Annotated in this window: 26 protein-coding genes; 9 read left to right on the forward strand and 17 right to left on the reverse strand. The window is 69.1% G+C overall.

Annotated elements, in window-relative coordinates; all coding sequences use genetic code 11:
* The gene (locus tag U9J23_RS16110; RefSeq protein WP_059382225.1) at positions 1 to 1,737 is read left to right on the forward strand and encodes an NTP transferase domain-containing protein; all 1,737 of its coding nucleotides are present in this window, start codon (positions 1 to 3) and stop codon (positions 1,735 to 1,737) included.
* A 1-nt stretch (position 1,738) separates the two neighbouring features.
* On the opposite strand, the gene U9J23_RS16115 is transcribed toward U9J23_RS16110, so the two are convergent.
* The 8 genes from U9J23_RS16115 to U9J23_RS16150 form a co-directional block, all read right to left on the reverse strand.
* Entirely contained in the window at positions 1,739 to 2,467 is a 729-nt protein-coding gene (locus U9J23_RS16115; protein ID WP_059382226.1) for a sirohydrochlorin chelatase, read from the reverse strand.
* Positions 2,464 to 3,603: a uroporphyrinogen-III synthase gene (locus U9J23_RS16120; protein ID WP_268654030.1), complete on the reverse strand. Its 1,140-nt coding sequence runs from the start codon at positions 3,601 to 3,603 to the stop codon at positions 2,464 to 2,466. Before U9J23_RS16120 ends, U9J23_RS16115 begins: the two co-directional genes overlap by 4 nt.
* Entirely contained in the window at positions 3,600 to 4,034 is a 435-nt protein-coding gene (gene nirD / locus U9J23_RS16125) for a nitrite reductase small subunit NirD (protein ID WP_059382228.1), read from the reverse strand. Before nirD ends, U9J23_RS16120 begins: the two co-directional genes overlap by 4 nt.
* Positions 4,035 to 4,123: 89 nt before the next feature.
* Entirely contained in the window at positions 4,124 to 6,640 is a 2,517-nt protein-coding gene (nirB, locus tag U9J23_RS16130; RefSeq protein WP_326598837.1) for a nitrite reductase large subunit NirB, read from the reverse strand.
* A 30-nt stretch (positions 6,641 to 6,670) separates the two neighbouring features.
* Positions 6,671 to 8,125 carry a nitrate/nitrite transporter gene (locus tag U9J23_RS16135; RefSeq protein ID WP_326598838.1) on the reverse strand — a complete coding sequence of 485 codons (1,455 nt, stop codon included), beginning with the start codon at positions 8,123 to 8,125 and terminating at the stop codon, positions 6,671 to 6,673.
* Between the two features lie 122 nt (positions 8,126 to 8,247).
* On the reverse strand, positions 8,248 to 9,102 hold the full coding sequence (locus tag U9J23_RS16140; RefSeq protein WP_026061392.1) for a TIGR02569 family protein: 855 nt from the start codon (positions 9,100 to 9,102) through the stop codon (positions 8,248 to 8,250).
* A 75-nt stretch (positions 9,103 to 9,177) separates the two neighbouring features.
* Positions 9,178 to 10,410 carry an adenylyltransferase/sulfurtransferase MoeZ gene (gene moeZ, locus U9J23_RS16145; protein ID WP_059382231.1) on the reverse strand — a complete coding sequence of 411 codons (1,233 nt, stop codon included), beginning with the start codon at positions 10,408 to 10,410 and terminating at the stop codon, positions 9,178 to 9,180.
* Positions 10,411 to 10,462: 52 nt separating this feature from the next.
* On the reverse strand, positions 10,463 to 11,521 hold the full coding sequence (locus U9J23_RS16150; protein ID WP_370670849.1) for a DUF3152 domain-containing protein: 1,059 nt from the start codon (positions 11,519 to 11,521) through the stop codon (positions 10,463 to 10,465).
* A gap of 192 nt (positions 11,522 to 11,713) precedes the next feature.
* Between U9J23_RS16150 and U9J23_RS16155 the strand changes: the two genes are divergently transcribed.
* A complete protein-coding gene (locus U9J23_RS16155; RefSeq protein WP_059382233.1) occupies positions 11,714 to 12,370 on the forward strand; it encodes a TetR/AcrR family transcriptional regulator in 657 nt (218 codons plus the stop codon).
* Between the two features lie 124 nt (positions 12,371 to 12,494).
* Here U9J23_RS16155 and U9J23_RS16160 read toward each other — a convergent pair whose 3' ends face one another.
* Together U9J23_RS16160 and U9J23_RS16165 are read right to left on the reverse strand one after the other, a co-directional pair.
* Entirely contained in the window at positions 12,495 to 12,725 is a 231-nt protein-coding gene (locus tag U9J23_RS16160; RefSeq protein WP_006550244.1) for a DUF3107 domain-containing protein, read from the reverse strand.
* 57 nt (positions 12,726 to 12,782) lie between these two features.
* Positions 12,783 to 13,487 carry a ferritin-like fold-containing protein gene (locus tag U9J23_RS16165; RefSeq protein ID WP_059382234.1) on the reverse strand — a complete coding sequence of 235 codons (705 nt, stop codon included), beginning with the start codon at positions 13,485 to 13,487 and terminating at the stop codon, positions 12,783 to 12,785.
* A gap of 206 nt (positions 13,488 to 13,693) precedes the next feature.
* Between U9J23_RS16165 and U9J23_RS16170 the strand changes: the two genes are divergently transcribed.
* Together U9J23_RS16170 and U9J23_RS16175 are read left to right on the forward strand one after the other, a co-directional pair.
* Entirely contained in the window at positions 13,694 to 15,358 is a 1,665-nt protein-coding gene (locus U9J23_RS16170) for a DEAD/DEAH box helicase (RefSeq protein WP_229579372.1), read from the forward strand.
* 4 nt (positions 15,359 to 15,362) lie between these two features.
* Positions 15,363 to 16,568 carry an Rv3212 family protein gene (locus U9J23_RS16175; protein ID WP_059382236.1) on the forward strand — a complete coding sequence of 402 codons (1,206 nt, stop codon included), beginning with the start codon at positions 15,363 to 15,365 and terminating at the stop codon, positions 16,566 to 16,568.
* Positions 16,569 to 16,605: 37 nt separating this feature from the next.
* Here the strand turns inward: U9J23_RS16175 and U9J23_RS16180 are convergent, their stop codons facing one another.
* Complete coding sequence (locus U9J23_RS16180) at positions 16,606 to 17,406, reverse strand: ParA family protein (RefSeq protein ID WP_059382244.1); 801 nt, start codon at positions 17,404 to 17,406, stop codon at positions 16,606 to 16,608.
* A 73-nt stretch (positions 17,407 to 17,479) separates the two neighbouring features.
* Between U9J23_RS16180 and U9J23_RS16185 the strand changes: the two genes are divergently transcribed.
* Positions 17,480 to 17,965 carry a GNAT family N-acetyltransferase gene (locus U9J23_RS16185; protein WP_085468510.1) on the forward strand — a complete coding sequence of 162 codons (486 nt, stop codon included), beginning with the start codon at positions 17,480 to 17,482 and terminating at the stop codon, positions 17,963 to 17,965.
* Positions 17,966 to 17,971: 6 nt separating this feature from the next.
* On the opposite strand, the gene U9J23_RS16190 is transcribed toward U9J23_RS16185, so the two are convergent.
* Positions 17,972 to 18,394 carry a hypothetical protein gene (locus U9J23_RS16190; RefSeq protein WP_024101488.1) on the reverse strand — a complete coding sequence of 141 codons (423 nt, stop codon included), beginning with the start codon at positions 18,392 to 18,394 and terminating at the stop codon, positions 17,972 to 17,974.
* A gap of 47 nt (positions 18,395 to 18,441) precedes the next feature.
* Between U9J23_RS16190 and U9J23_RS16195 the strand changes: the two genes are divergently transcribed.
* Positions 18,442 to 19,380, forward strand: coding sequence for a diacylglycerol/lipid kinase family protein (locus U9J23_RS16195; RefSeq protein WP_059382238.1), 939 nt, complete (start codon positions 18,442 to 18,444; stop codon positions 19,378 to 19,380).
* Positions 19,381 to 19,652: 272 nt separating this feature from the next.
* On the forward strand, positions 19,653 to 19,907 hold the full coding sequence (locus tag U9J23_RS16200; protein ID WP_006550236.1) for a WhiB family transcriptional regulator: 255 nt from the start codon (positions 19,653 to 19,655) through the stop codon (positions 19,905 to 19,907).
* A gap of 78 nt (positions 19,908 to 19,985) precedes the next feature.
* Here U9J23_RS16200 and U9J23_RS16205 read toward each other — a convergent pair whose 3' ends face one another.
* Together U9J23_RS16205 and U9J23_RS16210 are read right to left on the reverse strand one after the other, a co-directional pair.
* Entirely contained in the window at positions 19,986 to 21,461 is a 1,476-nt protein-coding gene (locus U9J23_RS16205; RefSeq protein ID WP_085468511.1) for a sensor histidine kinase, read from the reverse strand.
* Between the two features lie 32 nt (positions 21,462 to 21,493).
* Positions 21,494 to 21,709 (reverse strand): biotin/lipoyl-binding carrier protein, encoded by a 216-nt coding sequence (locus tag U9J23_RS16210; protein WP_006550234.1) that lies wholly within the window; start codon positions 21,707 to 21,709, stop codon positions 21,494 to 21,496.
* 95 nt (positions 21,710 to 21,804) lie between these two features.
* On the opposite strand from U9J23_RS16210, the gene U9J23_RS27750 reads away from it, so the two are divergent.
* On the forward strand, positions 21,805 to 21,879 hold the full coding sequence (locus tag U9J23_RS27750; RefSeq protein ID WP_022597109.1) for a 50S ribosomal protein bL37: 75 nt from the start codon (positions 21,805 to 21,807) through the stop codon (positions 21,877 to 21,879).
* 116 nt (positions 21,880 to 21,995) lie between these two features.
* On the opposite strand, the gene rsrA is transcribed toward U9J23_RS27750, so the two are convergent.
* Complete coding sequence (rsrA, locus tag U9J23_RS16215; protein WP_059382245.1) at positions 21,996 to 22,277, reverse strand: mycothiol system anti-sigma-R factor; 282 nt, start codon at positions 22,275 to 22,277, stop codon at positions 21,996 to 21,998.
* Entirely contained in the window at positions 22,274 to 22,912 is a 639-nt protein-coding gene (locus tag U9J23_RS16220; protein WP_051033026.1) for a sigma-70 family RNA polymerase sigma factor, read from the reverse strand. The genes rsrA and U9J23_RS16220 overlap by 4 nt, the downstream gene beginning before the upstream one ends.
* A gap of 212 nt (positions 22,913 to 23,124) precedes the next feature.
* Here U9J23_RS16220 and ybaK point away from each other — a divergent pair, with 212 nt between their 5' ends.
* Complete coding sequence (gene ybaK, locus U9J23_RS16225; RefSeq protein ID WP_085468513.1) at positions 23,125 to 23,622, forward strand: Cys-tRNA(Pro) deacylase; 498 nt, start codon at positions 23,125 to 23,127, stop codon at positions 23,620 to 23,622.
* A gap of 21 nt (positions 23,623 to 23,643) precedes the next feature.
* Here the strand turns inward: ybaK and U9J23_RS16230 are convergent, their stop codons facing one another.
* A complete protein-coding gene (locus U9J23_RS16230; RefSeq protein ID WP_326598859.1) occupies positions 23,644 to 24,399 on the reverse strand; it encodes an SOS response-associated peptidase in 756 nt (251 codons plus the stop codon).
* Between the last annotated feature and the right edge of the window lies 1 nt (position 24,400).

A 24,400-nucleotide genomic window follows, 5' to 3' on the forward strand; every position in this document is an offset into this window, starting at 1 on the left:
ATGAGCACGCTCACTCACGTCGAAGCCGTGATCGTCGCGGGAGGCCGCGCGACCCGCATGGGAGGCGTCGACAAGCCCGCTCTGACCGTCGGCGGCCGCAGGATGCTGGATACCGCCCTCGGCGCGGTCGAGGGATGCGCGCGGGTCACGGTGGTGGGTCCGCACCGTGACGATCTCGCCCCGCACGTGCTGCAGATCCAGGAGACACCGCCCGGCGCGGGTCCGGTTGCCGCGTTGGCAGCGGCGGATCCGGTCGCCGATCTCGTGGTCACTCTCGCCGCCGACCTTCCGTTCGTCACACCGAAGACCGTCGCGGCCCTGCTCGAGGCCCTGAACGAGGATGCGGCGGCCGAGGCCGCCTTCGCGGTGGACGACACCGGACGGGTGCAGTTCCTGCTCGCGGCGTGGCGGACACCGGCGCTGGCCGCGCGTCTGGACTCTCTCGGTGGGGACGTCGCGAACCGGCCCATGAAGGCGTTGTTGCCCGAGCGGTACGTCACCGTCGCGGTGTCCGAGGCGACCGACTGTGACACCCCGGCCGATCTGGAGGCGGCGCGCGCCGGATCCGCAACCGCCCGTGTGGCCACCGATCCCGACCATGCACGCAGGATTCTGCGCGAAGCGTTGTCACCCTTACCTTCCCGCACCGTTCCGGTCGAGGAAGCGCGGGGCGCCACGTTGGCGGCGCCACTCGTCGCGGCGGAGGCGTTGCCCCGTGTCCGCACTTCGGCCATGGACGGCTACGCGGTGGCCGGCGGCGGACCGTGGTTGTTGCGCAACGAGATCCGCTATGCGGGTGACGGTGGCTCGCTCACGCTCGGCGACGGGGAAGCCGCCCGGATCGCGACGGGCGCCCACCTGCCGGCCGGCGCGACCGCCGTCGTGCGCGACGAGTTCGTCCGCGTGGAGAGCGGTCTCGTCACCCGCCTGCCCGATGCCCCCGTGCGCGACGACGCGCGTCGCCGCGGGGAGGACTGGGAGTCCGGGACGGTCCTCGCCGGGGCGGGCACCGCCGTGAGCCCGGCGGTCGTCTCCGCGGCCGCCAGCGGTGAGGTCGCCGAGCTTCGGGTGCGCGGCCCCCTGCGGGTGCACATCGTGCTCACCGGCGACGAGATCCGCCGCACCGGCCCTCTGCGCGAGGGGCAGACGCGCGACTCACTGGGTCCGGTACTCCCCGACCTCGTCCGTTGGTGCGGCGCCACGGTGGTCGGTGAAGGACATCTCCGCGACACCGCGGACGGATTCGACGCGTTGTTCACGGGCACCGATGCCGATGCGATCGTCATCGTGGGTGCGACGGGTGGTGGCGCCGCCGATCAGTTGCGCGGTGCGCTGACGCGGGCCGGCGCGCAGGTGGTCGTCGAACGGGTGCGGTGCAAGCCCGGCGGATCGCAGGTCGCGGCGACGCTGCCGGACGGCCGTGCCGTGTTGGGACTGCCCGGGAATCCGGTGGCGGCGGTGTCGACCCTGCTGGTGATGCTGCCTGCGATCGCCGACGGCCGTACCCTCCGTACCCCGACGATTCCCGTGACCGCTCCGCTGGCGAACGCCTCGGAGGTCGTCGGCGACATCACGCGGTTGCTGCCCGCCCGCCAGGACGTGCAGGGACGGTGGCTGTGCGACAACACGATTCGTACGGCGCATCTCGCCGGCCTCATCGGACGCAGCGCGATCGCCGTGGTGCCGCCGGGAGCGGTGGACGGCGACCGCGTCGAATTGTTGCCGCTTCCCAGCTGATTCAGGCGCGGTGGCGAGCCGCTCCCACAGGAGCGGGGCGCAACGCGTCGACGGCGGAACGGTAGCGCCGGACCACGAGGTCGACGACGGATTCGGCGACACCGATCGGCGCGGCGACACCGTCGGCGCCGACCTCCGCCAGGCGGCGGTGGAACAGACCGTCGGCGAGAAGATACGACGCGACGAACACCCGTCGTGCGCCGCCTGCACGGACCTCGTCCACGAGGGTCGCGACCCGCGGTTCTCCGGTGGCGATCCATCCGACGCGCACCGGGGTCCGCACGAGCGACGAGACCATGCGGGCCGTCACATGGACGTCGTGGCGGGCGCGAGGGTCGGACGACCCGGCGGCCGCGAGAACGACGTCGTCGCCCTCGACCCAGCCGGCCTGCCGCAGCCGCTCGACGAGAACACGGGCGAGAGCAGGGTCGGGACCGAGCGCGGGGGTGATCGTCACCGCGTCGTTCCCGCCGGCGGCGACCTCGCGCGGAACGTCGGTGTGCACGTGATAGCCGGAGGCGAGGAAGGCGGGGACGAGCACGGTCGGGCGGTCGGTGTCGCGCAGGACCTCCGAGGGCGACGGTCCGAGGACGTCGACGAAGGCGACGCGGGTGGGGCCGACGCGGGAGGAGACGGCATCGGCGAGCGCCGCGATCATGTCGACACCGCGCGGATTGCGGGTGCCGTGCGCGACGAGCAGCAATGCCGGGTCGGTGTGTGTACCGGTCATGGATGCATTCCTTCCGGGTCGACGGCGAGGCGGTAGCCGCGCTTGACGACGGTCTGCACGATCGCCGGTGCGCCGAGAGCCGAGCGCACCCGGGCGACCGCGGTTTCGACGGCGTGGGTGTCGCCGCCACCACCGGGCAGGGCCGCGAGGAGTTCCTCGCGGGAGACGACGAGACCGGCGCGCGCGACGAGTGTGCGCATCAGGGCCATCCCGGCAGGGGGAAGGCACCGCACGGTGCCGTCGACGATCACGCAGCGCCCTCGCGGGCTGAGTACGTGACCGCCGGCCTCGATGCGCACGGCCCGCCGGGGCAGTTCCTCGGCGATGTGCCGGGCCAGCGAACCCAGCCGGGATCGGGTGGGCATGCTGACGGGTACGTCGAGTTCGGTGAGCGGTGCCGCGGTGACGGGACCGACGCACACCGCGGTGACGCCGGTCCGCAGCGACCGGAGCATCGGTTCGAGCCAGCCGGTCTCCTTGGCCCGCATGAGCATGGACGCGACGGCCGGTGCACTGGTGAAGCTCACGGCGTCGAGTCCGCGTTCCACGATCTGCTCGATCATCCGGTCGAGCGCGGTGAGATCCTCGGGGGCCGTCCAGCGGTAGACCGGGACGGGCACGACGTCGGCGCCCGCAGCGCGCAGCGCCTCGCACACGTCGGTCCCGGGCTCCCATTCGGTGCGCTCGCCGTGCAACTGCACCGCGATGCGGCGGCCGGCGACCCCCTCCTTCAGCAGAAGTTCGAGCACCTCGGCGGACGATTCCGAGGAAGGAGACCACTCCTCGCGGAGTTCGGCGGCCCGGATCGCGCCCGTGACCTTCGGGCCACGGGCGAGGATCCGGCTCGAGCCGAGTGCCTGCGCGAGGTCGTCGGCGAGTCCCCAGCCCTCCGCTGCACCCATCCACCCGCGGAATCCGATCGCCGTGGTGGCGATCGTGATGTCCGGGGGCTGCGCGACGATGCAGCGCGTGACGCGCTCGAGTTCGTCGTCGTCGGACAGCGGGATGATGCGGATGGCGGGGGCGTGCACGACCTCGGCCCCGCGCCTGGTGAGGAGCGTGGCGAACTCGTCGGCGCGTCGAGCCGCCGTCACGCCGATGGTGAATCCCCGCAACGGCGCGGTGTCGTCGCTCACGAACCCTCTCCGGTCGGACCCTCGTGCCGCTGGTCGCGCGGGACGAGGCTGTGGATCTGGACGACTCCCGCCCACACGCGCACCTCGTAGACGGGCAGACGCACCGACGGATCGTCGAGGCATCGGCCGTCGTCGAGGGAGAAGACCTGCTTGAGCAGCGGCGACGCCACGGTGGGTTCTCCGCCTCGGTCGCCCACGATGCCGCGGGACATCACCGCGGCGCGGCCGAACGGATCGAAGTTGCCCACTGCGCGCAGCGTTCCGTCGTCGAGCAGGAACAGGGCCACCTGCTCGCCGCCGCGCAGCAGCACGGCCACGCCGCGGCCCGGGATGAGATGGCTGAGCGGACAGGCCGAGGTCCATTCCAGTCGCCCGTCGAACACGCTGTCGCGCGTCGATCCCCCTACGGTATGCGTCTCGATGACGGTCATCGCTGTCCTCCTTGAAACTGCTGTCCTGAAGTTTGGGTGCCCGGTGTTTCGAGCGCGTTACCCGCTCGTTCCCTCGGGGTAAGCGGTGGTCACGCCCCGGTTCCGGGTCCGATGCCCGGCATACCCACGAGGACGGGGACCTTGCGGGGGCCGCTGTCGTCGAAGCGGACGGTGGGGTCGGGCTGCTCGGGCGCGTTGACGAACGAGACGAACCGCGCCAGCTTCTCCGGATCCTCGAGGACGCCGGCCCACTCGTCCTTGTAGCCCTCGACGTGCTTGGCCATCGCGGCCTCGAGATCGTCGGCGATCCCGAGCGCATCGTCGCACACGACCTCCTTGAGGTGCTCGAGACCACCCTCGAGTGCGTCGAGCCACGGAGCGGTGCGCTGGAGCCGGTCGGCGGTACGGATGTAGAACATCAGGAACCGGTCGATGTAGCGGACGAGGGTCTCGTCGTCGAGGCCGCCGGCGAGGAGCTGTGCGTGCTTGGGCGACTGGCCGCCGTTGCCGCACACGTACAGGTTCCAGCCGTTCTCCGTCGCGATGACACCGACGTCCTTGCCGCGGGCTTCGGCGCATTCACGGGCGCAACCCGACACACCCATCTTCAGCTTGTGGGGCGATCGCAGTCCGCGGTAACGCAATTCGAGGGCGACGGCCATTCCGACCGAGTCCTGCACGCCGTAGCGGCACCAGGTGGAACCGACGCAGCTCTTGACGGTGCGCAGCGACTTGCCGTATGCCTGGCCGGATTCCATGCCGGCGTCGACGAGACGCTTCCAGATCTGCGGGAGCTGTTCGACGCGGGCACCGAACAGGTCGACGCGCTGACCGCCGGTCATCTTCACGTAGAGACCGAAATCGCGTGCCACCTCACCGATCACGATGAGCTGCTCGGGGGTGCACTCGCCACCGGGCATGCGCGGCACGACCGAGTAGGTGCCGTTCTTCTGGATGTTGGCGAGGAAGTGGTCGTTCGTGTCCTGCAGACCGGCCTGCTTCGGGTGCAGGATGTGGTCGGAGTCGGTGGACGCGAGGATCGAGGCGACCACCGGCTTGCAGATGTCACAGCCGTGTCCGGTTCCGTACTGCGCGATGAGCGCGGAGAAGGTGCGGATGCCGGTGGCCTGGACGATCTCGAACAGCTCGGCCCGCGACTGCTCGAAGTGCTCGCACAGAGCCTTCGACATCTGCACACCCGACTGCGCGAGCAGCTGCTTGATACTCGGGAGGCAGCCGCCGCAGGTGGTACCGGCACTCGTGCACGACTTGATCTGCGCGATGTCGCAGGCGCCCTCGGAGATCGCGCCGCAGATCGCGCCCTTGGTGACACCGTTGCACGAGCACACCTCGGCGTCGTCGGGCAGCGCGCCGGCGCCCGGCTTCTCCCCCACCGGGGAGATCAGCGTGGCCGGATCACCCGGCAGTTCGCGGCCCACCAGCGGTCGCAGCGTGCCGTAGGCGGAGGCGTCGCCGACGAGGATGCCACCGAGCAGGGTCTTCGCGTCGTCGGAGACGACGAGCTTGGCGTAGGTGCCCTTCGCGGAGTCGGACAGCACGACCTCGAGGGCGCCGGGCGTCGTCGCGTGGGCGTCGCCGAAGCTCGCGACGTCCACGCCGAGCAGCTTGAGCTTGGTGGACAGGTCGGCGCCGGGGAACTCGGCGGTGCCGCCGACGAGCCGGTCGGCGACGACCTCGGCGGTGCTGTAGCCGGGGGCGACGAGTCCGTAGCAGGTGCCCTCGACGGCTGCGCATTCACCGATGGCGTAGACGGCCTCGTCCGAGGTGCTCCGGCAGGTGCGGTCGGTGAGCACACCGCCGCGGCCGCCGAGTTCGAGTCCGGCCTCGCGGGCGAGTTCGTCCTGGGGACGGATGCCGGCGGAGAAGATCACGAGCCCGGCCTCGAGGACGGAGCCGTCGGACAGGGTCACCTGGAGCGCCTCAGATCCGGCCTCGATCTTCTCGGTGCCCACACCGGTGTGGGTGACGAGGCCGAGGTCGGTGACGAGACGGTCGAGGACACGGCCGCCGCCCTCGTCGACCTGGGCGGGCATGAGCCGGTTGCTGTACTCGACGACGTGCGGGGTCACGCCCAGCAGGCGCAGCGCGTTGGCGGCCTCGAGTCCGAGCAGGCCACCACCGATGACGATGCCGGCGAGGCCGGCGGCCTTGGCGCGTTCGGCGGCGGCGCGGATACCGTCGAGATCGTCGAGCGTGCGGTAGACGAAGCAGCCGGGCAGGTCGTGGCCGGGCACCGGGGGCACGAAGGGGTACGAGCCGGTCGCGAGGACGAGGCTGTCGTAAGGCAGAACGTCGCCGCCGGCGGTGGTGACGGTGCGGGCCGCGCGGTCGATTCCCACGGCGCGGGTGCCGACACGCAGGTCGACGAGATCGTCTGCTGCGTAGTCGTTTCCGGCGAGGGCGAGTTCCTTGCGGTCCCAGGCTCCGACGTAGGACGACAGTCCCACGCGGTCGTAGGCGGCGTCGGCCTCCTCGCCGAGCACGGTCACCGACCAGCTGTTCTGCTCGTCGCGGACGCGAAGGGCTTCGACGAAGCGGTGGGCGACCATTCCGTGTCCGACGACGACGACGTTCTTGCGGCTCATGATGTTCTCTTTCTTCGTGCCGGGGATCGGTCAGACTGCGACGCGGGCCGGGGCGGGAGCCTCGGTGGACGGCTCGCTCGTGGGGGTGGTGTGGGGGCGGCGGAGGAAGACGAACCAGGTGACCGCGATGCACACGAGGTAGAAGACCGCGAAGACCCAGAAGGCCATCGTCGCTGACTGCGCCTCGCCGCCGTAGGAGGCACGGAAGACCAGGTTGATGCCGACGCCGCCGAGTCCGCCGATGGCACCGGCGAAGCCGATGAGGGCACCGGACATGCTGCGCGACCAGGCGGCCTTCTCGTCGCGATCCAGTTCGTCGAGATCCTGCGCACGGGCCTCGAAGATGGACGGGATCATCTTGTAGACCGAGCCGTTGCCGAGCCCGGAGAGCAGGAACAGGGCGATGAAGCCGAGCACCATGGCGGTCAGTACGCCGCCGGTCGCGGCGCCGGTGGTGCGGTCGTCGAGGGTGCCGGCGACGATGAGCACCGCGGCGGCCAGGGCCATCGCGACGAAGGTGTAGAGGGTGATCTTCCCGCCGCCGATGCGGTCGGCGAGCTTTCCGCCGAGCGGGCGCGAGATGGATCCGAGGAGCGGGCCGATGAAGGCGATCTGCGCGGCGTGCAGGGCGGCCTGGGCGGGGGTGTCGCCGCCGGCGAGGAAGTTGATCTGCAGGACCTGCCCGAAGGCGAAGCTGAAGCCGATGAACGAACCGAAGGTGCCGATGTAGAGGAAGGAGATGATCCACGAGTCGCGGAACTTCAGTGCGGTGCCCATGGCCCGCAGGTCGGCCTTCTGGTCACGGAGGTTGTCCATGAACAGTGCGGCGCCGAGCGCGGCGACGGCGCACAGGACCAGGTAGACCGCGCACACGATCCAGGGCTCGGTGTTACCGACGGTGGCGATGACGAGCAGGCCGATCAGCTGGACGGCCGGGACACCGATGTTTCCGCCACCGGCGTTGAGTCCGAGGGCCCAGCCCTTCAGGCGCTGCGGGTAGAAGGCGTTGATGTTGGTCATCGACGACGCGAAGTTTCCGCCGCCGACGCCGGCGAGCGCCGCGACCAGCATGAACGTGGTGTAGGAGTGGCCCGGGTTCAGCATCAGGTACAGCGCACCGATGGTGGGGATCAGCAGTACCAGGGCGCTGAAGATGGTCCAGTTACGGCCACCGAAGCGGGCGGTGGCGACGGTGTAGGGAATGCGGAGGATCGCGCCGACGAGTGTGGGGACCGCAACCAGGAAGAACTTGCCGGCGGCGTCGATGCCGTACACCTCGGTGGGCATGAACAGCACCATGACCGACCAGATCGACCAGACGGAGAAGCCGACGTGTTCGGCGATCACCGACCAGATCAGGTTGCGCTTGGCGACCTGCTTACCGCCGGCCTCCCACGCCTCCACATCCTCGGCGTCCCACCGATCGATGTTGTGGTTGCGTCCGAATTTGTCTCTGAGACTTTCATTTTCGATGAAGGTCGTCATCGCCGTTCCTCCTCGGGTCCGTGTTGATCCCAAAGGTAGGAAACGGGTGTTGCTACGGTGCTGCCCGCGGTGACCGTCGCGTCAAGAGTTGCTCACCCCGGCCCCGGCCGCCCTGTGAGGTGTTACAGGAGGAACCGCACGAGGTCGGCGGTGTGCGCCAGGCCCGGGAAGGCGTCCTCGGTCGAGCGCGGGTGCAGCGCGTGCACGGCCAGCCGGAAGATCACCGCGCGCAGCAGCATCTGCGGCCATTCCGGCAGATCCTCCCAGCGGCCGATGAGTCCTTCGTCGGCCCCGCCCCACGACAGCGCGTCGACGACGGCGACGGCGGCTGCCCACGAGGCCGGACGCCAATAGGGAGTGATGTCGGTCAGGCCGGGCGCCGCACGCCCGGCGAACAGGACCGTGCCGAACAGGTCGCCGTGGACGAGCTGATCGGGCAGGTGCACGGGCTTGCGGAAGGTCGCGAGCTGGTTGATCAGGTCGAGACTCTTGCGGCCGTCGGGGGTCACCGTCTCGGGCGCCCCCGCCGCGCGGGCGCTGCGCAGGGGCACGGTCTCCCAGGCCGCGCGGTCGGCCGCGACGAAGACGTCGACGTCCTCCCAGGGTGCGACGGGTGGCTGCATGAGGAAACGGGGACGTTCGAGCTGCGCGGTGGCGGTGTGCAGCCGCAGCGACAGCGAGACCACTTCGTCGTGCCGGGGCTCGGACGTGCCGACGATGTAGGTGTCGGCGCGCCATCCGGAGACCACGTAGCGACCGTCGGTGGACCGCACCGGGCGGGCCAGCCGCACGCCGTCGACGGTCAGGGTCTCCCGCACTTTGGCGGACCAGGCCGCGCGGGCGTGATCGGCGACTCGGGACAGCACGACGTCCCCACACCGGAAGCCTCCGTCCCAGTCGGGTCCGAGCGGGACCGGTTCGACATCACGGAGACCGAATGTGGAGCACACGTGCTGAGGCGGTTCGGGTGAGCTCACGACGCTCAACCTACCTCCGCAAACCGCCCGGATCGGGAAGGCACTCCGCTGTTTCAGGTCACAACGAGGTCACCGTCAGTAGACCGGTAACGAGGTGTCGACCTGCTGCGCCCACGCGATCACGCCACCATGCAGATGTGTCGCATCCGAGAATCCGGCGCGCGCAAGCACTTCGAGCGCCTCGGCCGAGCGGATGCCCGTCTTGCAGTACAGCACGATCGGGGTGTTCTGCGGCAGGTCGGCGAGGGCCTCACCGGAGAGGATGCGGTCCTTCGGGACGAGCCGGGCACCGTCGATACGGACGATCTCCCATTCGACGGGTTCGCGCACGTCGATCAGCGCGAGGTCGCGGCCCTCGTCGAGCATGCGGCGCAGTTCGGTGGGGGTGACGGCCGATCGCGCCGACGCGGCGGCATCGGGAACGATCCCGCAGAAGGCCTCGTAGTCGACCAGTTCGGTGACCGGCACCCGTCCCGGATCGCGGCGCAGGGTCACCGTGCGGAACGACATCGCGAGCGCGTCGTAGATCATGAGGCGGCCGAGCAACGGCTCACCGATCCCCGTGATGAGCTTGATCGCCTCGGTGGCCATGACGGTGCCGATCGTGCCGGGCAGGACACCGAGCACACCACCCTCGGCGCACGAGGGAACCATCCCCGGCGGCGGGGCCTCGGGGTAGAGGTCTCGGTAGTTCAGGCCGCGCCCGTCGGGGGCGTCCTCCCAGAACACCGATACCTGGCCCTCGAACCGGAAGATCGAGCCCCACACGTACGGCTTGCCGGCGAGGACGGCGGCGTCGTTGACGAGATAGCGGGTCGCGAAGTTGTCGGTGCCGTCGAGGATCAGGTCGTACTGCTCGAACAGCTGCACGGCGTTGCCCGACTCCAGCCGCGTCTCGTGCAGGCGCACGGTGACGCCGTCGTTGATGGCCAGGATGCTGTCGCGGGCGCTCTCCCCCTTGGACCGTCCGACGTCGGAACGGCCGTGGATCACCTGACGCTGCAGGTTCGACGTCTCCACGTCGTCGAACTCGACGATGCCGATCGTGCCGACGCCCGCCGCCGCGAGATACAGCAGTGCGGGCGAACCGAGCCCGCCGGCACCGATGCACAGCACCCGCGCGTTCTTCAGCCGTCGCTGACCGGTGACCCCGACATTCGGGATGATCAGGTGACGGCTGTACCGCGCGACCTCCTCGTGACCGAGCTCCGGGCCGGGTTCCACCAACGGCGGAAGGGATCGGCGCGTCGACGGTGTCGTTGCGGTCACGGGTTCTCCTGTCGCGATGCGTCCTGCGTCACCGTCCATGGTGCCATTCGTTGCTGCAATCCCCGTCCGGCCCGTCGACCCCGACCGGCGCCTACGCCCGCGGGTACGGCCACGGGTTGAACCGGCATCGCGCCCCGTCGGCGGGGACCGTGCCGCCCGGGTCCAGGCGCGCGATGTCGTCGTTGGCGGTACCGAAGGTCTGCTGCATCATGATCGGCGCGAGGCCGCCGTCGGTGGTGCAGGCATCGTGTTGCGCCAGGCCGATGGCGTGGCCGACCTCGTGGTTGACAACGTACTGGCGGTACGACCCGATGTCGCCCTGGAAAGCGACGGCCCCGCGCACCCACCGCGCTTCGTTGAGGAACACCCGCTCCATGGAGGGGTTGAAGCACGATCCCTCGAGCGGGATGTCGTAACCGCATCCTTCGCGGATGGTCATCTGCGAGGTGAGGGAGATCCGGAAGTCCGGCTCGCCGGTGTCGATCCGACGGAAGGCGACCGCCTCGTCGCCGATCCAGCTGCGCGGGTCGGCGAGGGTCCGGTCGACCATCGTCGCGAAGGCCGCGTCGCCGCCGTAGCCGGTGGTGTCGATGCCCTCCTCGAGTTCCACCGTGTAGGTGAACACACGGGTCTGCCCCGCGCCGACCTGCCCCGTGGTGCCGGGCACGACCCGCCACTCCCGCGCACCGACCTCCGTGAACGGGCCGCCCTCCGGCAGCGCACCGGACTCGAGCGACTCGGGGAAGGTTCCCTCGGGTTGCGGGGCCTCGACGATGATCTCGGTGACCTCGCTCGCGACGATCGGGTCGGCGGGCTCCTCCGCTCCGGCGCCACGCGCGGCGTCCCACAGCACGATCAGGGTCACGACGGCGAGGATCGGAACGGCGTAGGCGCGCCAGCCGTAGGTGGCGACGAATCTGCCCACGCGGGTCTGTTTACGGACGTCGCGCTCGGGTCGCGGTCGGCGAGGCGGTCGGTCCGACCGTCCCACCGGGTCCCACACGGCGCGCAGAGGCTGGTGCGACCTACGCCCCGGCTCGGTTCGTTCCGTTCCTCGCGACCGGGACGAACCGGACAGCGTCGGGGAAGGATCTGTCGGCGAGGAGCCCTGCGGACCCCTGCTCTCGCGCACTCCTCCACGCTCGATCACGGATGTCAGGATGTCATATCGAGACCATTTCGATATCCGAAGCGCCGAACGCGCGCCCTATCCGTGCACCGGGAACGGATACTGGTCGGTAGGCCGGTCCGTTCGATATGCAGGTTCACCTGTAACCTGCAAAGACGAGGAGCGCCGAGGTGGCACAGGCCACTGTCGGAGTAGTGCAGATTGGGAGCAAGCATGACCGAAGTCACCGAACGAGCATCCGGCCGGGGTAACAACGGCAAGCGGGGCGCCCGGATGCCGCGTGACGAACGTCGTGCACAGTTGCTCGAGGCTGCCAGCGAGGTCTTCGTCACACGCGGTTACCACTCTGCCGGCATGGACGAGATCGCCGAATGCGCGGGAGTGAGCAAGCCGGTGCTGTACCAGCACTTCCCTGGCAAGCTCGAGCTCTACTGCGCCGTGCTGCAGAACTATGTGGACACCCTCATCAACGGCGTCCGCCAGGCCCTGCGGTCCACGACCGACAACCGCCAGCGTGTGCGCGCCGCGGTGCAGGCCTTCTTCGATTTCGTCGACAACGACAGCCAGGGATTCCGACTCGTCTTCGAGTCGGACCTCATGGGCGAGCCGCAGGTGTCGCGGCGTGTCGAGCAGGCCACCGAGGCGTGCGTCGACGCCGTCTTCGACCTCGTGAGCCACGATTCGGGCCTCGATCCGTACCGGGCCCGCATCCTCGCGGTCGGCCTGGTCGGAACGAGCCAGTTCACGGCACGCTACTGGCTCGATGCCGCGCGCCCGATCCCCAAGGAGGACGCCGTGGACACCACCGTGGCGCTGGCCTGGGGTGGCCTGAAGCACGTGCCGTTGCAGCCGGAACTCCGTCGTCGCTGACGACATACGAGCACCGTCGTCGCTGACGACACGTGAGCACCGTCGTCGCTGACGACGCGCGTACATACCGAGAACGACGAACGGGCCGGGGCGCCATGCCCCGGCCCGTTCTCGTCGGTCGCTCTCAGTTGGCGGCGAAGCCGACCTTGCCCAGCGTGGCAGGACCGATGTCCACGTAGCTGATCTTGGCGGCCTGCACGAGAACCTTGCGGCCCTTCTCGTCGACAAGGGCGAGCACCCCGTCGTCGGCGCCGTTCAACGCGGCCCGGACGAGCTTCTCCACCTCGTCGGGCGTCTGGTCGCTGACGACGACAACTTCGCGCGGGCTGTCCGCGACGCCGATCTTGACCTCCACGGTGGACCTCCGATTCTCATGCGTTGAAACCGAGCTGGTACTGCTGTCAGCCCCAGGCTAATGCAGTCCGAGCACCGACATCCGCTCGGCGTGCTCGACCTGCATGCGATCGAACAGCGCGGCGATGTTCGTCAGGTCGCCGGACGCGAGAATCACCAGCTCGGCGAGTTCCTCGTTCTGTGCGAGGACGTACTGCGCCTGGGTGATGGCCTCGCCGAGCAGCCGGCGCCCCCACAGCATCAGACGGTCCTTCTGCAGCGGGCTGCGCTCGACGACCTCGCGGACCTCCTGCACCACGAACTCGGAATGGCCGGTCTCGGCGAGGACCTCCCGGACCACCGTGGACACCTCGGGAGCGAGCATGTCGGCGATCTCACAGTAGAAATCCGCGGCGATCCCGTCACCGACGTATGCCTTCACGAGAACCTCGAGCCACGTCGACGGAGTGGTCGAGGCGTGGTAGGCGTCGAGGGCCTTGCGGTAGGGCTCCATCGCCGCGTAGATCTCGACACCACGATCGGTGAGCGCGGTGTGGAGCGTCTCGAAATGGCTCATCTCCGCAGCTGCCATGCTTGCGAGGGCGACCCGCCCGCGCAGGGACGGGGAGAACCGTGCGTCCTCGGCGAGCCGGTAGAACGCCGAGATCTCGCCGTACGCGAGCACCGCGAAGAGCTCTGCGACACCGGGGTGATCGGCGGGGACTGCGGGTCCGCCCGGCGTCGTGCCGGACTCGGAGGTGGACTGCGGCGTATCGGCTCCCATGACGACGAAGCGTAGTACTACCTCGTGGAATGCGCCGGAACCGGTACAATGGATCGGGAAGCCCGCGCTTCGAGCCGCCGACCGTGGCCCGCGAGCTTCCCAGATAATGTGCGCGCACCCGAACTGCGGATCGCTGCCGCGCTTCGCCGAGCCTGGTGGAAACCGCTCGCGCTGAGGTGCAGGCCGGTCGCCTTTCCCCCTCGTGCGTGCGTGCCGAGACCAGGAAGGCCGGACCCCTGAGCAAGATCACCATCGACCACGAAGACGACGCGAGCGAAACGACCGTCTCCGCACAACTCGACTCCACCCACGTACCCCCCACCTTCGGCGAACTCGGTGTCCGCGACGAGATCGTCCGCGCCCTCGCCGAGGTCGGCATCGAACGCACCTTCGCGATCCAGGAACTCACCCTGCCGCTGGCCCTCGCCGGCGACGACCTCATCGGTCAGGCCCGTACGGGTATGGGCAAGACGTTCGGCTTCGGCGTTCCGCTTCTGCACCGCATCGCCACCGAGGGCTCCGGCACGACCACCCTCGACGGCACTCCCCGTGCACTCGTGATCGTCCCGACCCGCGAGCTGTGCATCCAGGTCACCAACGACCTCGTGAACGCTTCCAAGTACCTGCCCGGCAGCCGCAAGTCGGGCCTCGAGGTCCTGTCGATTTACGGTGGGCGCCCCTACGAGCAGCAGATCGACGAACTGAAGAAGGGTGTCGACGTCGTCGTCGGTACTCCCGGTCGTCTGCTCGATCTCGCCAACCAGGGCCATCTGATCCTGGGCAAGATCGGCGTGCTCGTCATGGACGAAGCCGACGAGATGCTCGACCTCGGCTTCCTGCCCGACATCGAGCGCATCCTCACGATGGTCCCCGACCGTCGTCAGACGATGCTGTTCTCGGCCACCATGCCCGGCCCGATCATCACCCTCGCCCGCACGTTTCTGAACCGCCCGACGCACATCCGTGCCGAGGAGGCCGAATCGTCGGCCGTGCACGAGCGCACCCAGCAGTTCATCTACCGGGCGCATGCACTCGACAAGGCCGAACTCGTCGCCCGCGTGCTGCAGGCCGAGGGTCGCGGCGCCACCATGGTCTTCACCCGCACCAAGCGCACGGCGCAGAAGGTGGCCGACGACCTCGTCGAGCGCGGTTTCGCGTGCGGCGCGGTCCACGGCGACCTCGGTCAGATCGCGCGTGAGAAAGCACTCGACAAGTTCCGCAGCGGCAAGATCGACGTGCTCGTCGCCACGGACGTCGCCGCCCGCGGCATCGACATCGACGACGTCACCCACGTCATCAACTACCAGTGCCCCGAGGACGAGAAGACCTACGTCCATCGCATCGGCCGTACCGGTCGCGCCGGACGCACCGGTATCGCGATCACCCTCGTCGACTGGGACGACGTGCCGCGCTGGCAGCTCATCGACAAGGCTCTCGATCTCGGTATCCCGGATCCGATCGAAACCTACTCGAGCTCCCCGCACCTGTTCGAGGAGCTGAACATCCCATCCGACGCCACCGGACGCGTCCGCAAGGCTGCTCCCGCCGCCTCGGAGAACGGTGAGAAGCGCGAGCGCATCGAGCGCGAGGGCGGATCCCGCCCGAAGCGCAACCGGGTCCGCCGTCGTACCGTCCGCGGAAAGTCGGCCGACGGCTCCGCAACGGATGTGGCCGCAACCGGTTCGGACGACTCGGTGAAGGCCGGGAACGGGTCTGCCGCAGCGGAGACGGGTGAGGACACCGGGGCGGCCGCTCCGGCACGTCGTCGCCGTCGTCGCCGTCGCACCCGCTCGGGCGAGGGCCCGGCCGGTCGCGCAGAGCAGCAGGACACGTCGAACGTGGAAGCGGTCTCGACGTCGTCTGCCCGATAACCACGTGCTCGCGCCCGAGCGCCGCACCCGCACCGACCTTCTCGTCGCAGCCGCACTCGTCGTCACCGCTCTGGTGGCGGCGAGTGTCGTCTGGCTGAACTCGGATGCGCGGGGCACCACGTCGACCACCTGGGACGGCCCTGTCCCCACTCTCGCTGCCGCGCAATCTCTTCCGCGCACGCTCGCCGAACTGTGGCGTGCTCCGAGTACGGCGACGACCGCACCGGTGGTGTCCGGCGGCACGGTCGCCACGGCAGACGGTGGTGCGGTGGTCGGCCGCGACCCGCACTCGGGCGAGGAACGCTGGCGGTACGACCGCGACCGGGCGTTGTGCGCGGTCACCGAAGCCTGGGGCGACGTGGTCTCGGTCTATCGCGGCCCGCGGGGATGCGGTCAGGTCACCGCGCTCGACTCGGGCAGTGGCTCTCGGGGCGCGCAACGGTCGAGCGACGCCGACGATCCGATCCGGGTCGTCGACGCCGGTTCGCACCTGATCGCCTTCGGTGAGTCGCGTCTGGAGATGTGGCGCTCCGATCTGGTGCGCACGGTCGAGTACGGGCGCGTCGATGCACCGGTGAACCCGGGCGCCCAGCCCCGATCCGGTTGCGAACTGCGCTCGGCGGATTCGGGCGCCGAAGTGCTCGCCGTGCTCGAACAGTGCGCGAACGAGCCGGCCAACCGGCTCACCCTTCTCGATCCCACCCCTGACGACAGCACCAAGCCCGAGGAGTTCGCCTCGTCGGTGCTGCCGGAAGCGGGCGGGGATTCCCGCATCGTCGCGGTGGTCGGCGACCTCACGGCGGTCTACCTGGCCCCGGACGACAACGACGGGCCCCGCATCGAAGTCTTCGACAGCGAGGGCGTCCTCGTCGACACGCACACCCTGCCGCGTCCTGCCGGCGAGTCGGACGATCCCGCCCTCGAGCGCGGCGGCGTGCTCGTGTGGTGGACCGGCCGCGACACCGTCGCATTGTCCACCACCGATTTCGCTCCGCAGTGGACCGTCGAGGACACCCTCGGCAACGGCGATGTCATGGCCGGTTCGCTGCTTCTTCCCGTCGAGGACGCCCTCCTGGGCGTCGACTCACGCACCGGCGAACCCGGCCCGCGCATCGACGTCGAGCGCGGAGCGGTCTCCACGGTGAACGTCGCCGTCGCCGGGGACGTCGTGGTCGAGCAGCGCGACGACGAACTCGTGGCATTGCGCTGAGGGCGGGCCGCCCGGCCGGTGTCGACGCGTGGCCGGCTCAGTCGGCGACGACGGTCTCGAAGGTCTCGAGTTCCGCCTCGCCCGACCAGTACCGCAGCAGGTTCTCCGCAAGCGCACGATAGGCCTCGGCACCCTTGTTCTTGCGTCCCGCCAGCACCGTCGCGCCCGAGGCGGAGGCCTCCGCGAAACGGACCGTGCGGGGTACGGGCGGGGCCAGCACCGGCAGGTCGTACCGGTCGGAGACATCGGCGAGCACGTCGCGACTGTGTGTGGTCCGCGAGTCGTACAGGGTCGGCAGCGCGCCGAGCAACTCGAGATCCGGGTTGGTGATCTGCCTGACCTCGTCGACGGTACGCAGCAACTGCCCCACTCCACGGTGGGCGAGCGTCTCGCACTGCAGCGGAACGAGCACGGACCGCGCCGCGGTGAGACCGTTGAGCGTGAGGACGCCGAGGGAGGGTGGGCAGTCGATCACGACGACGTCGTAGTCGTCCTCGACCGACGCCAGGGCCCGCTTGAGGGTGTATTCGCGCCCCGGCTTCATGAGCAGCATCGCCTCCGCACCCGCGAGGTCGATGGTCGCCGGCAGCAGCGACATCCCTTCCGCGGTGTCGAGCAGGACGTCCTTCGTCTCGACGCCGCCCACGAGCACGTCGTGAACTGATTGTTCGAGCTTGTCGGGGTTGTGTCCGAGGGAGAAGGTCAGGCACCCCTGGGGGTCGAGATCGACGACGAGCACCCGCCGGCCCAGCGCCGACAGCGCGGCCCCCAACGACGCGACGGTGGTCGTCTTGGCGACGCCACCCTTCTGATTTGCCACTGCAAGTACCGTTGCCACGACCCGATCCTCGCGCACTCGGCGGCGCAGCGCGAGGTGAACCCGCCCACGAGACCGCAGGAGGCTGCCCGTCGTGATCCGCAGAGCCACCCCCGAGGACGTCCCCGCGATCACCGGGCTGATCTACGACCTCGCCGAATACGAGAAGGCGCGGCACGAGTGCACCGTGGTGCCCGAGCAGATCCTCGAGGCCCTGTTCGGGCCGCAGCCCTCGGTGTACGCGCACGTCGCGGAGGAATCCGGAGAGGACGGCACCGAGGGCCGGGTCGTCGGGGTGGCGTTGTGGTTCCGGAACTTCTCCACCTGGGACGGCGTGCACGGGATCTACCTCGAGGATCTGTTCGTCCGTCCCGAACACCGCGGCAAGGGACACGGACGGGCACTGCTCGCGGCGCTCGCCCACGAATGCGTGGAGCGCGGTTACACCCGCCTGAGTTGGTCGGTGCTGGACTGGAACGAGCCGTCCATCGGTTTCTACCGATCCCTCGGTGCCGTCGCGCAGGACGAGTGGACGACCTTCAGGCTCAGCGGCCCCGCTCTGCAGGCGCTCGGCAGCTGAGCCGGATCACTCGTCGACGTCGGGCGCGTACTCGTGCGCGAGCCACCGCGACGTGGGCGGGCTGAACAGCAGCACGAGCGTGGGGACCACGACGAGCGCCAGCACGGTGCCGATGACCGGCTGGTGGGAGTCGGTCAGCAGCGACCACACCACGGGCAGCAACAACAGCTGCGCGAGTATCGCCACGGCACGTCCCCAGCGCACACCGCGCACGAGCGCGATCCCGCCGGCCAGGACCCCGCCGAACAGGATGAACAGCCACAGCGCGAAGCCGTAACCGTTGGTGACCGACTGATCGTGTTCGCCCGAGGCGGCGCGGATGATCGAGTACACCGCGAACCCCATCGCGACGACGCCCTCGAGGACGACGAGCCAACCGGCGGCACGCACGGTCGACGGAACGCTGCTGCGAGGTGTTTCGAGAGGCACCCGTCCAGCGTAGTGGACCCGCCGGGCACCACTTAGGCTGATGTTCCGTGCGCGCCCTGCTGATCGTGAACCCGAATGCGACGACGACCACCCCGGCCGGTCGCGACCGCCTCGCTCACGCCCTGAGAGGCCGGCTCGCGCTGACCGTCGCGCACACCACGCACCGCGGGCACGCCGCAGAACTGGCGCGTTCGGCGCACGCCGACGGGATGGACGTCGTCGTCGCGCACGGGGGCGACGGCACCGTCAACGAGATCGTCAACGGCCTCCTCGGCCCCTCCCCCGACCGAGGCGCCGATCCGACCCTTCCGCGACTCGCGGTGGTGCCCGGCGGCTCGGCGAACGTGTTCGCGCGATCCCTGGGGCTGTCCGCCGATCCGCTCGAGGCCACCGAGCAGGTACTCGAGTCGCTGCAGGAGGGCAGGACCAGCCGGATCGGCCTCGGCCACTGCGACGGGCGGTGGTTCACCTTCAACGCGGGCCTCGGTCTCGACGCCCAGGTGTGCGAGGCCATAGACCTGAGCCGCGCCGAGGGCAAGAAGGTGACGACGGCGCGCTACGTGCGGCACGCGGTGGCCCGGTTCTTCGCGTCGAAGCGGGACGAGCCGGCGCTCACGCTCGAGATGCCCGGATCCGAACCCGTTTCGGGGGTGCACTATGCGTTCGTGTCGAACTCGAGTCCGTGGACCTATCTCGAGTCCCGGCCGGTGCACACGAATCCCGGCACCTCGTTCGACACCGGTTTGGGTGTGTTTGCCATGACGACGACCCGGGTATTTCCGAGCCTGCGGGTGGTGAGACAACTTCTGGCCGCCCGCGGCGAGCCGGCGTCGCCGCATCTGGTGCGTGCGGACGATGTCGCGCGCGTGCGCGCCCGGGCCTCGCGCCCGATCGGACTTCAGGTCGACGGCGACTATCTCGGACTCCGCACCGAGGTCGAGTTCGTGTCCGTGCGGTCGATCCTCGATGTCGTCGCGCCCCGCTGACGATCCCCATTAGCGGGACAGCGACAGAAAGAAAAGCACGAATTCTGTGATTACCACTACCTTCTCGGCTCGAGGGGAGTAGAAAGAGGGATTGGCGAACTCGTAGCTCACAACAGCGTGAGCTTCCCCACGATCGTGGTCGATTCTATTGACTCCACGCTCGTTCGTGAAAGCATTCACAAGTAACCGCGCGGAAACACTCCGTGCCACAGGCGTGAACACGCATTGACCAATCAGCCGGTGCACACGCACCATCGAAGGAGAGTAGAAGCATGGACTGGCGCCACAAGGCCATCTGCCGCGACGAGGATCCGGAACTGTTCTTCCCCGTGGGAAACAGCGGCCCGGCTCTCGCGCAGATCGCGGATGCCAAGCTCGTGTGCAACCGTTGCCCCGTCACCGCCGAATGCCTCTCCTGGGCGCTCGAATCCGGTCAGGATGCCGGCGTCTGGGGCGGCATGAGCGAGGACGAGCGCCGCGCTCTCAAGCGTCGCAACGCCCGCACCCGCGCTCGCACGGCGGTCTGAGCAACTCCGACAGACGTTCGAAGGCCCGGCTCCCCCACGGGGAGGCCGGGCCTTCTTACGTGCACGGTCGGAGAACGATCAGGCGACCGGCACCTTACCCAGCGGTAGTTGCAGGCGTGCATCGGTCCCGCCGACCTCGTTGGACGTCAACTCCAACGATCCGCCGAGCTCGGCAGCCACGAGGGTCCGGACGATCTGCAGACCGAGCCGGTTCGACGCCTCGAGGCTGAACCCCTCGGGAAGCCCCTTCCCCTCGTCGCGGACCACGACGTCGAGCATGCGGGCCGAACGCTGGGCATTGACGGTGACCGTGCCGTTCACGCCCGGATCGAAGGCGTGCTCGACGGCGTTCTGGACGAGTTCGGTCAGCACCATGACCAGAGGCGTGGCGCGATCCGCGGGGAACACGCCGAGGTTCCCCTCCCGCACCACCCGGATCTGGCTGCCCACCGTCGACACGTCGACGACGATGGGGATCAGCTGGTCGAACACACCGTCGAGATCGACCTCCTCGTCCACGGACATCGACAGCGCCTCATGGACCAGGGCGATGGATGTCACGCGACGGACCGCCTCCCCCAGGGCCTGCTGGGCCTCCGCGTTCCCGGTTCGGCGCGCCTGCAGTCGCAGGAGCGCGGCGACCGTCTGCAGGTTGTTCTTGACGCGGTGGTGGATCTCGCGGATGGTCGCGTCCTTGCTCAGCAGTGCCCGGTCGCGTCGCTTGACCTCGGTGACGTCGCGGACGATCACCGCGGCGCCCCGGATCTTCCCTCCCGGGTTCAGGACCAACGCACGGATCAGAACGGTGGCACCGAGTGCCTCGATCTCCATGCGCTGCCCCAGACGGCCCTCCACGGCCCCGCGGAGGTAGTCGGTGACGTCGCGACTCTCGAAGGGGTCGGTGACCAGCGCGCGGGTCGTCTCGACGAGATCCTGACCGATCAGGTCGGAATTCAGACCCATCCGGTGATAGGCCGACAGCGCGTTGGGGCTCGCGTAGACGACCTTGCCGTCCCCGTCGAGCCGGATGAACCCGTCGCCCGCGCGCGGACTCGACTTGGTGTCCGAACGCGCCTCGGGTGTCGGGAAGGTGCCCTCGCTGATCATCCGGTAGAGGTCGTCGGCGCACTCGAGATAGGCCGTCTCGAGCGCGCTGGCAGATCGCCGCGACACGCGGGCGGCGTCGCGGCTGAGCACCGCGACGACCCGGCCGTCCCAGCGCACCGGCACGGCCTGGCGGATGTTGATCCCGGCGCCCGGGGTCGACTTGACGTCGACGATCACTCCGGTCTCGAAAGCCTCACGGACGTAAGGATGTTCGTTGTCGGAGACGAGAGTGCCGACGGCGTCCTCGGGGATCACGGTCGAGGCGGTGGTGGGCCGGCACTGTGCGACGCACACGATTCTGGACGGCGCCGCGTCGACCCACAGGAGGACGTCGGCGAACGACAGGTCGGCGAGCAACTGCCACTCGCCCACGACACGTTGGAGGTGATCGACGGCCGCGCCCGGAAGATCCGTGTACCTCGCGAGCAACGAACTGAGTGTGGACACGGGAACCGCTTTCGTACTCAGACTGTCCGCCGTCAGGAGATCACGGCGATGAGGTCGCCCTGCTGGATGACATCCCCGACCGAGACACCGACCGAGGTCACGGTGCCCGCCGACTCGGCGAGCACGGGGATCTCCATCTTCATCGACTCGAGGATCACCAGCGTGTCGCCTTCGGCAACTACGTCACCCTCTCGCACGACGACCTCGAACACGGTCGATACCATCTCCGCACGTACGTCTTCCGCCATCGAACACCTCGTTTCACACTCCGGCGGCGGACCTGCCGACAGGACCACTCGACCGCACGTGAAACACTGTAATGAACGAGAAAGGAGATCCCACCATGGGTAAGCGAGGTCGCAAGAAGCGCAGCCGCAAGGGTAACGCCGCCAACCACGGCAAGCGTCCCAACGCCTGAGACGCGGACAGGGGCCGGAAAGCAGCAGCTTTCCGGCCCCTGTCACGTTCGGGGTGTCCCGTCTACGACCCGGTGCGAGTGGAACTCGTCTACGACCCGGCGCGAGCGGAGCTCGCCTACGACCCGGCGCTGTCCGTCTCGGTGATCACCACGGTGCGGCGGATCTGCAGCATCAGCCGCTCTCTCAGCCCCTCGGGTGCGTGTTCCCCTCCGCACTTGCGGCTGAGCAAGGACTTGATCTTCTCCTCGATCCCGTAGGCCTCGAGGCAGGTGCCGCACTCGTCGAGGTGCCGCTGCAGTTTCTCGCGGGAACCGGCGTCGCACTCGGAGTCGAGAAGCAGGTAGACGTCCGCGATGACCGCCGAGCAGTCGAGTCGATCGAAGTCGGGTTCGCTCACTGCGGTGCTCCCTTTCCGCTCTCGGTCTGATCCGATGTTCCGGTTGCCGCGTCCACGGCCTTCTCCCGCATGAAACCGCGATCGCGCGCCACGTCGGCCAGCAGGCCCCGCAGCTGCTTGCGACCCCGGTGCAGTCTCGACATCACGGTGCCGATCGGTGTCCCCATGATCTCGGCGATCTCCTTGTAGGGGAACCCTTCGACGTCGGCGTAGTAGACGGCCATGCGGAACTCCTCGGGAAGCTCCTGCAGCGCCGCCTTGATGTCGTCGTCGGGAAGCGCGTCGAGCGCCTCGACCTCCGCGGACCGCAGACCGGTCGACGAATGCTCGGCCGTGGCGGCGAGCTGCCAGTCGGTGATCTCGTCGGTCGGGTACTGCGCGGGCTGCCGCTGACGCTTCCGGTACGAGTTGATGTAGGTGTTGGTGAGGATCCGGTACAGCCAGGCCTTGAGGTTGGTGCCCTCGCGAAACGACCGGAAGGCGGAGAAAGCCTTGATGTAGGTCTCCTGCACGAGGTCCTCGGCGTCGGAGGGATTGCGGGTCATCCGCAGCGCAGCGCCGTAGAGCTGATCGAGCAGGGGAAGCGCATCCCGCTCGAACCGCTCGGTCAGTTCTTCCACAGACTCCTCGATCACACCGATCCCTTCATCGACGCCTGTCGAGAAGGCTACCGGTCCGTCGGGGTCCGGATCGGCGGGACGTCTGACGGCGTCCGGTCGAGGCGGGCACAGCACTGCCACGAATTCTCCGATCGTCGGGTGTCGGGTGGCCGGTGGATCCACCCGTCGGTGTGCAACGCCGTACCCGCCGCACTTGTTCCCCACCTCCGGTTTTCTAGAGTGATCGGATGGCCTCGACATCCACTCCCGCGACGGTGTTGTTGAAGCGCGAGAAGGTCGCGCACCGGGTCCACGAGTACGCACACGACCCGAGGTCGTCGTCCTTCGGCGCCGAAGCCGTCGAGGAACTCGGCGCACGTCTCGGGGTCTCCCCCGATCAGATCTTCAAGACGCTGGTGGTGTCGCTGTCGGACGGCAAGCTCGCCGTCGCGGTGATCCCGGTCCCGGCGACGCTGTCGCTGAAGGCCGCAGCAGGGGCACTGGGCGGCGGCAAGGCCGTGATGGCCGATCACACCGCCGCCGAACGCGCGACCGGATACGTCGTCGGTGGCATCTCTCCGCTCGGGCAGCGCAAGCGTCTGCGCACCGTGATCGACGTCTCCGCCGAGCAGTGGGACCGGGTGCTGTGCAGCGCGGGGCGGCGCGGACTCGAGATCGAACTGGATCCGCACGATCTGATCCGGCTGTCCGGTGCGGTCGTGGCCCCGATCACGGCCGGGCCGTAGAGCACCGCAGCCTGGCGGCACCTACAGCAGCACCATCTGGTCGCCGGCGCCGTCGTCGGGTTGCAGCAGTTCGGGGCCGTTGTTGCGGATGCTGTTGACCTTCGCGGACACGCGGCGGATCTCGATCGCCGAGATCGCCTCGAGGCTCGGCACGATCAGATCCGGGTGGCCGAGGCTGTCGGGGTCGAGCCACGCGTCCCATCGCTCCGCCGGGAGGATCAGCGGCATCCGCTCGTGCACGTTGCCGAGTTGCTCGACCGACTGCGCGGTGAGGATCGCCGTGCTCGACAGCGGTGGTGCCTTCGGGTTCCGCGGGTCGCGCCACTCCGCCCACACTCCGGCCATGCAGATCCGCGATCCGTCGGCGGGCGCCATGAAGTACGGCACCTTGCGGGGTCTGCCGTCCGGCGCGGGTTCGACCTGCCATTCGTACCAGCCGTCCATCGGGACGAGGCACCGCTTGTGGCGCAGCGACCGTGCGAAGCTCGGCTTGGTGGCGACCGACTCGGATCGTGCGTTGATCAGCGGTGCGCTTCCGCCCACCTCCTCGGCGAACGGCGGCACGAGTCCCCAGCGCATGCGCCGGACACGGCGGCGGACGGGACCGTCGGGATCGTCTCCGTCGTGCCGGGCGACGACGGTGAGCACCTCGGTCGTCGGCGCGACATTGTAGTCGGGCCCGCGCCGGTCCCGGCCGCTGTCGTCGGTCTCGTCGAGTGCGTCGAGTTCGACGGCGAGCGTCGCCGGGTCGGCCGTGGAGACATACCTTCCGCACATG

Origin of the sequence: Rhodococcus sp. PD04 (assembly GCF_035918275.1) — a bacterium.
GTDB classification, from domain to species: Bacteria; Actinomycetota; Actinomycetes; order Mycobacteriales; family Mycobacteriaceae; genus Rhodococcus; species Rhodococcus rhodochrous.

Coding starts and splice junctions, on each gene's coding strand:
- U9J23_RS16110 (WP_059382225.1), top strand. CDS start 1: ATGAGCACGCTCACTCACGTCGAAGCCGTGATCGTCGCGGGAGGCCGC.
- U9J23_RS16115 (WP_059382226.1), bottom strand. CDS start 2,467: ATGACCGGTACACACACCGACCCGGCATTGCTGCTCGTCGCGCACGGC.
- nirD (WP_059382228.1), bottom strand. CDS start 4,034: ATGACCGTCATCGAGACGCATACCGTAGGGGGATCGACGCGCGACAGC.
- nirB (WP_326598837.1), bottom strand. CDS start 6,640: ATGAGCCGCAAGAACGTCGTCGTCGTCGGACACGGAATGGTCGCCCAC.
- U9J23_RS16135 (WP_326598838.1), bottom strand. CDS start 8,125: ATGACGACCTTCATCGAAAATGAAAGTCTCAGAGACAAATTCGGACGC.
- moeZ (WP_059382231.1), bottom strand. CDS start 10,410: ATGGACGGTGACGCAGGACGCATCGCGACAGGAGAACCCGTGACCGCA.
- U9J23_RS16155 (WP_059382233.1), top strand. CDS start 11,714: ATGACCGAAGTCACCGAACGAGCATCCGGCCGGGGTAACAACGGCAAG.
- U9J23_RS16165 (WP_059382234.1), bottom strand. CDS start 13,487: ATGGGAGCCGATACGCCGCAGTCCACCTCCGAGTCCGGCACGACGCCG.
- U9J23_RS16200 (WP_006550236.1), top strand. CDS start 19,653: ATGGACTGGCGCCACAAGGCCATCTGCCGCGACGAGGATCCGGAACTG.
- U9J23_RS16210 (WP_006550234.1), bottom strand. CDS start 21,709: ATGGCGGAAGACGTACGTGCGGAGATGGTATCGACCGTGTTCGAGGTC.
- ybaK (WP_085468513.1), top strand. CDS start 23,125: ATGGCCTCGACATCCACTCCCGCGACGGTGTTGTTGAAGCGCGAGAAG.
- U9J23_RS16230 (WP_326598859.1), bottom strand. CDS start 24,399: ATGTGCGGAAGGTATGTCTCCACGGCCGACCCGGCGACGCTCGCCGTC.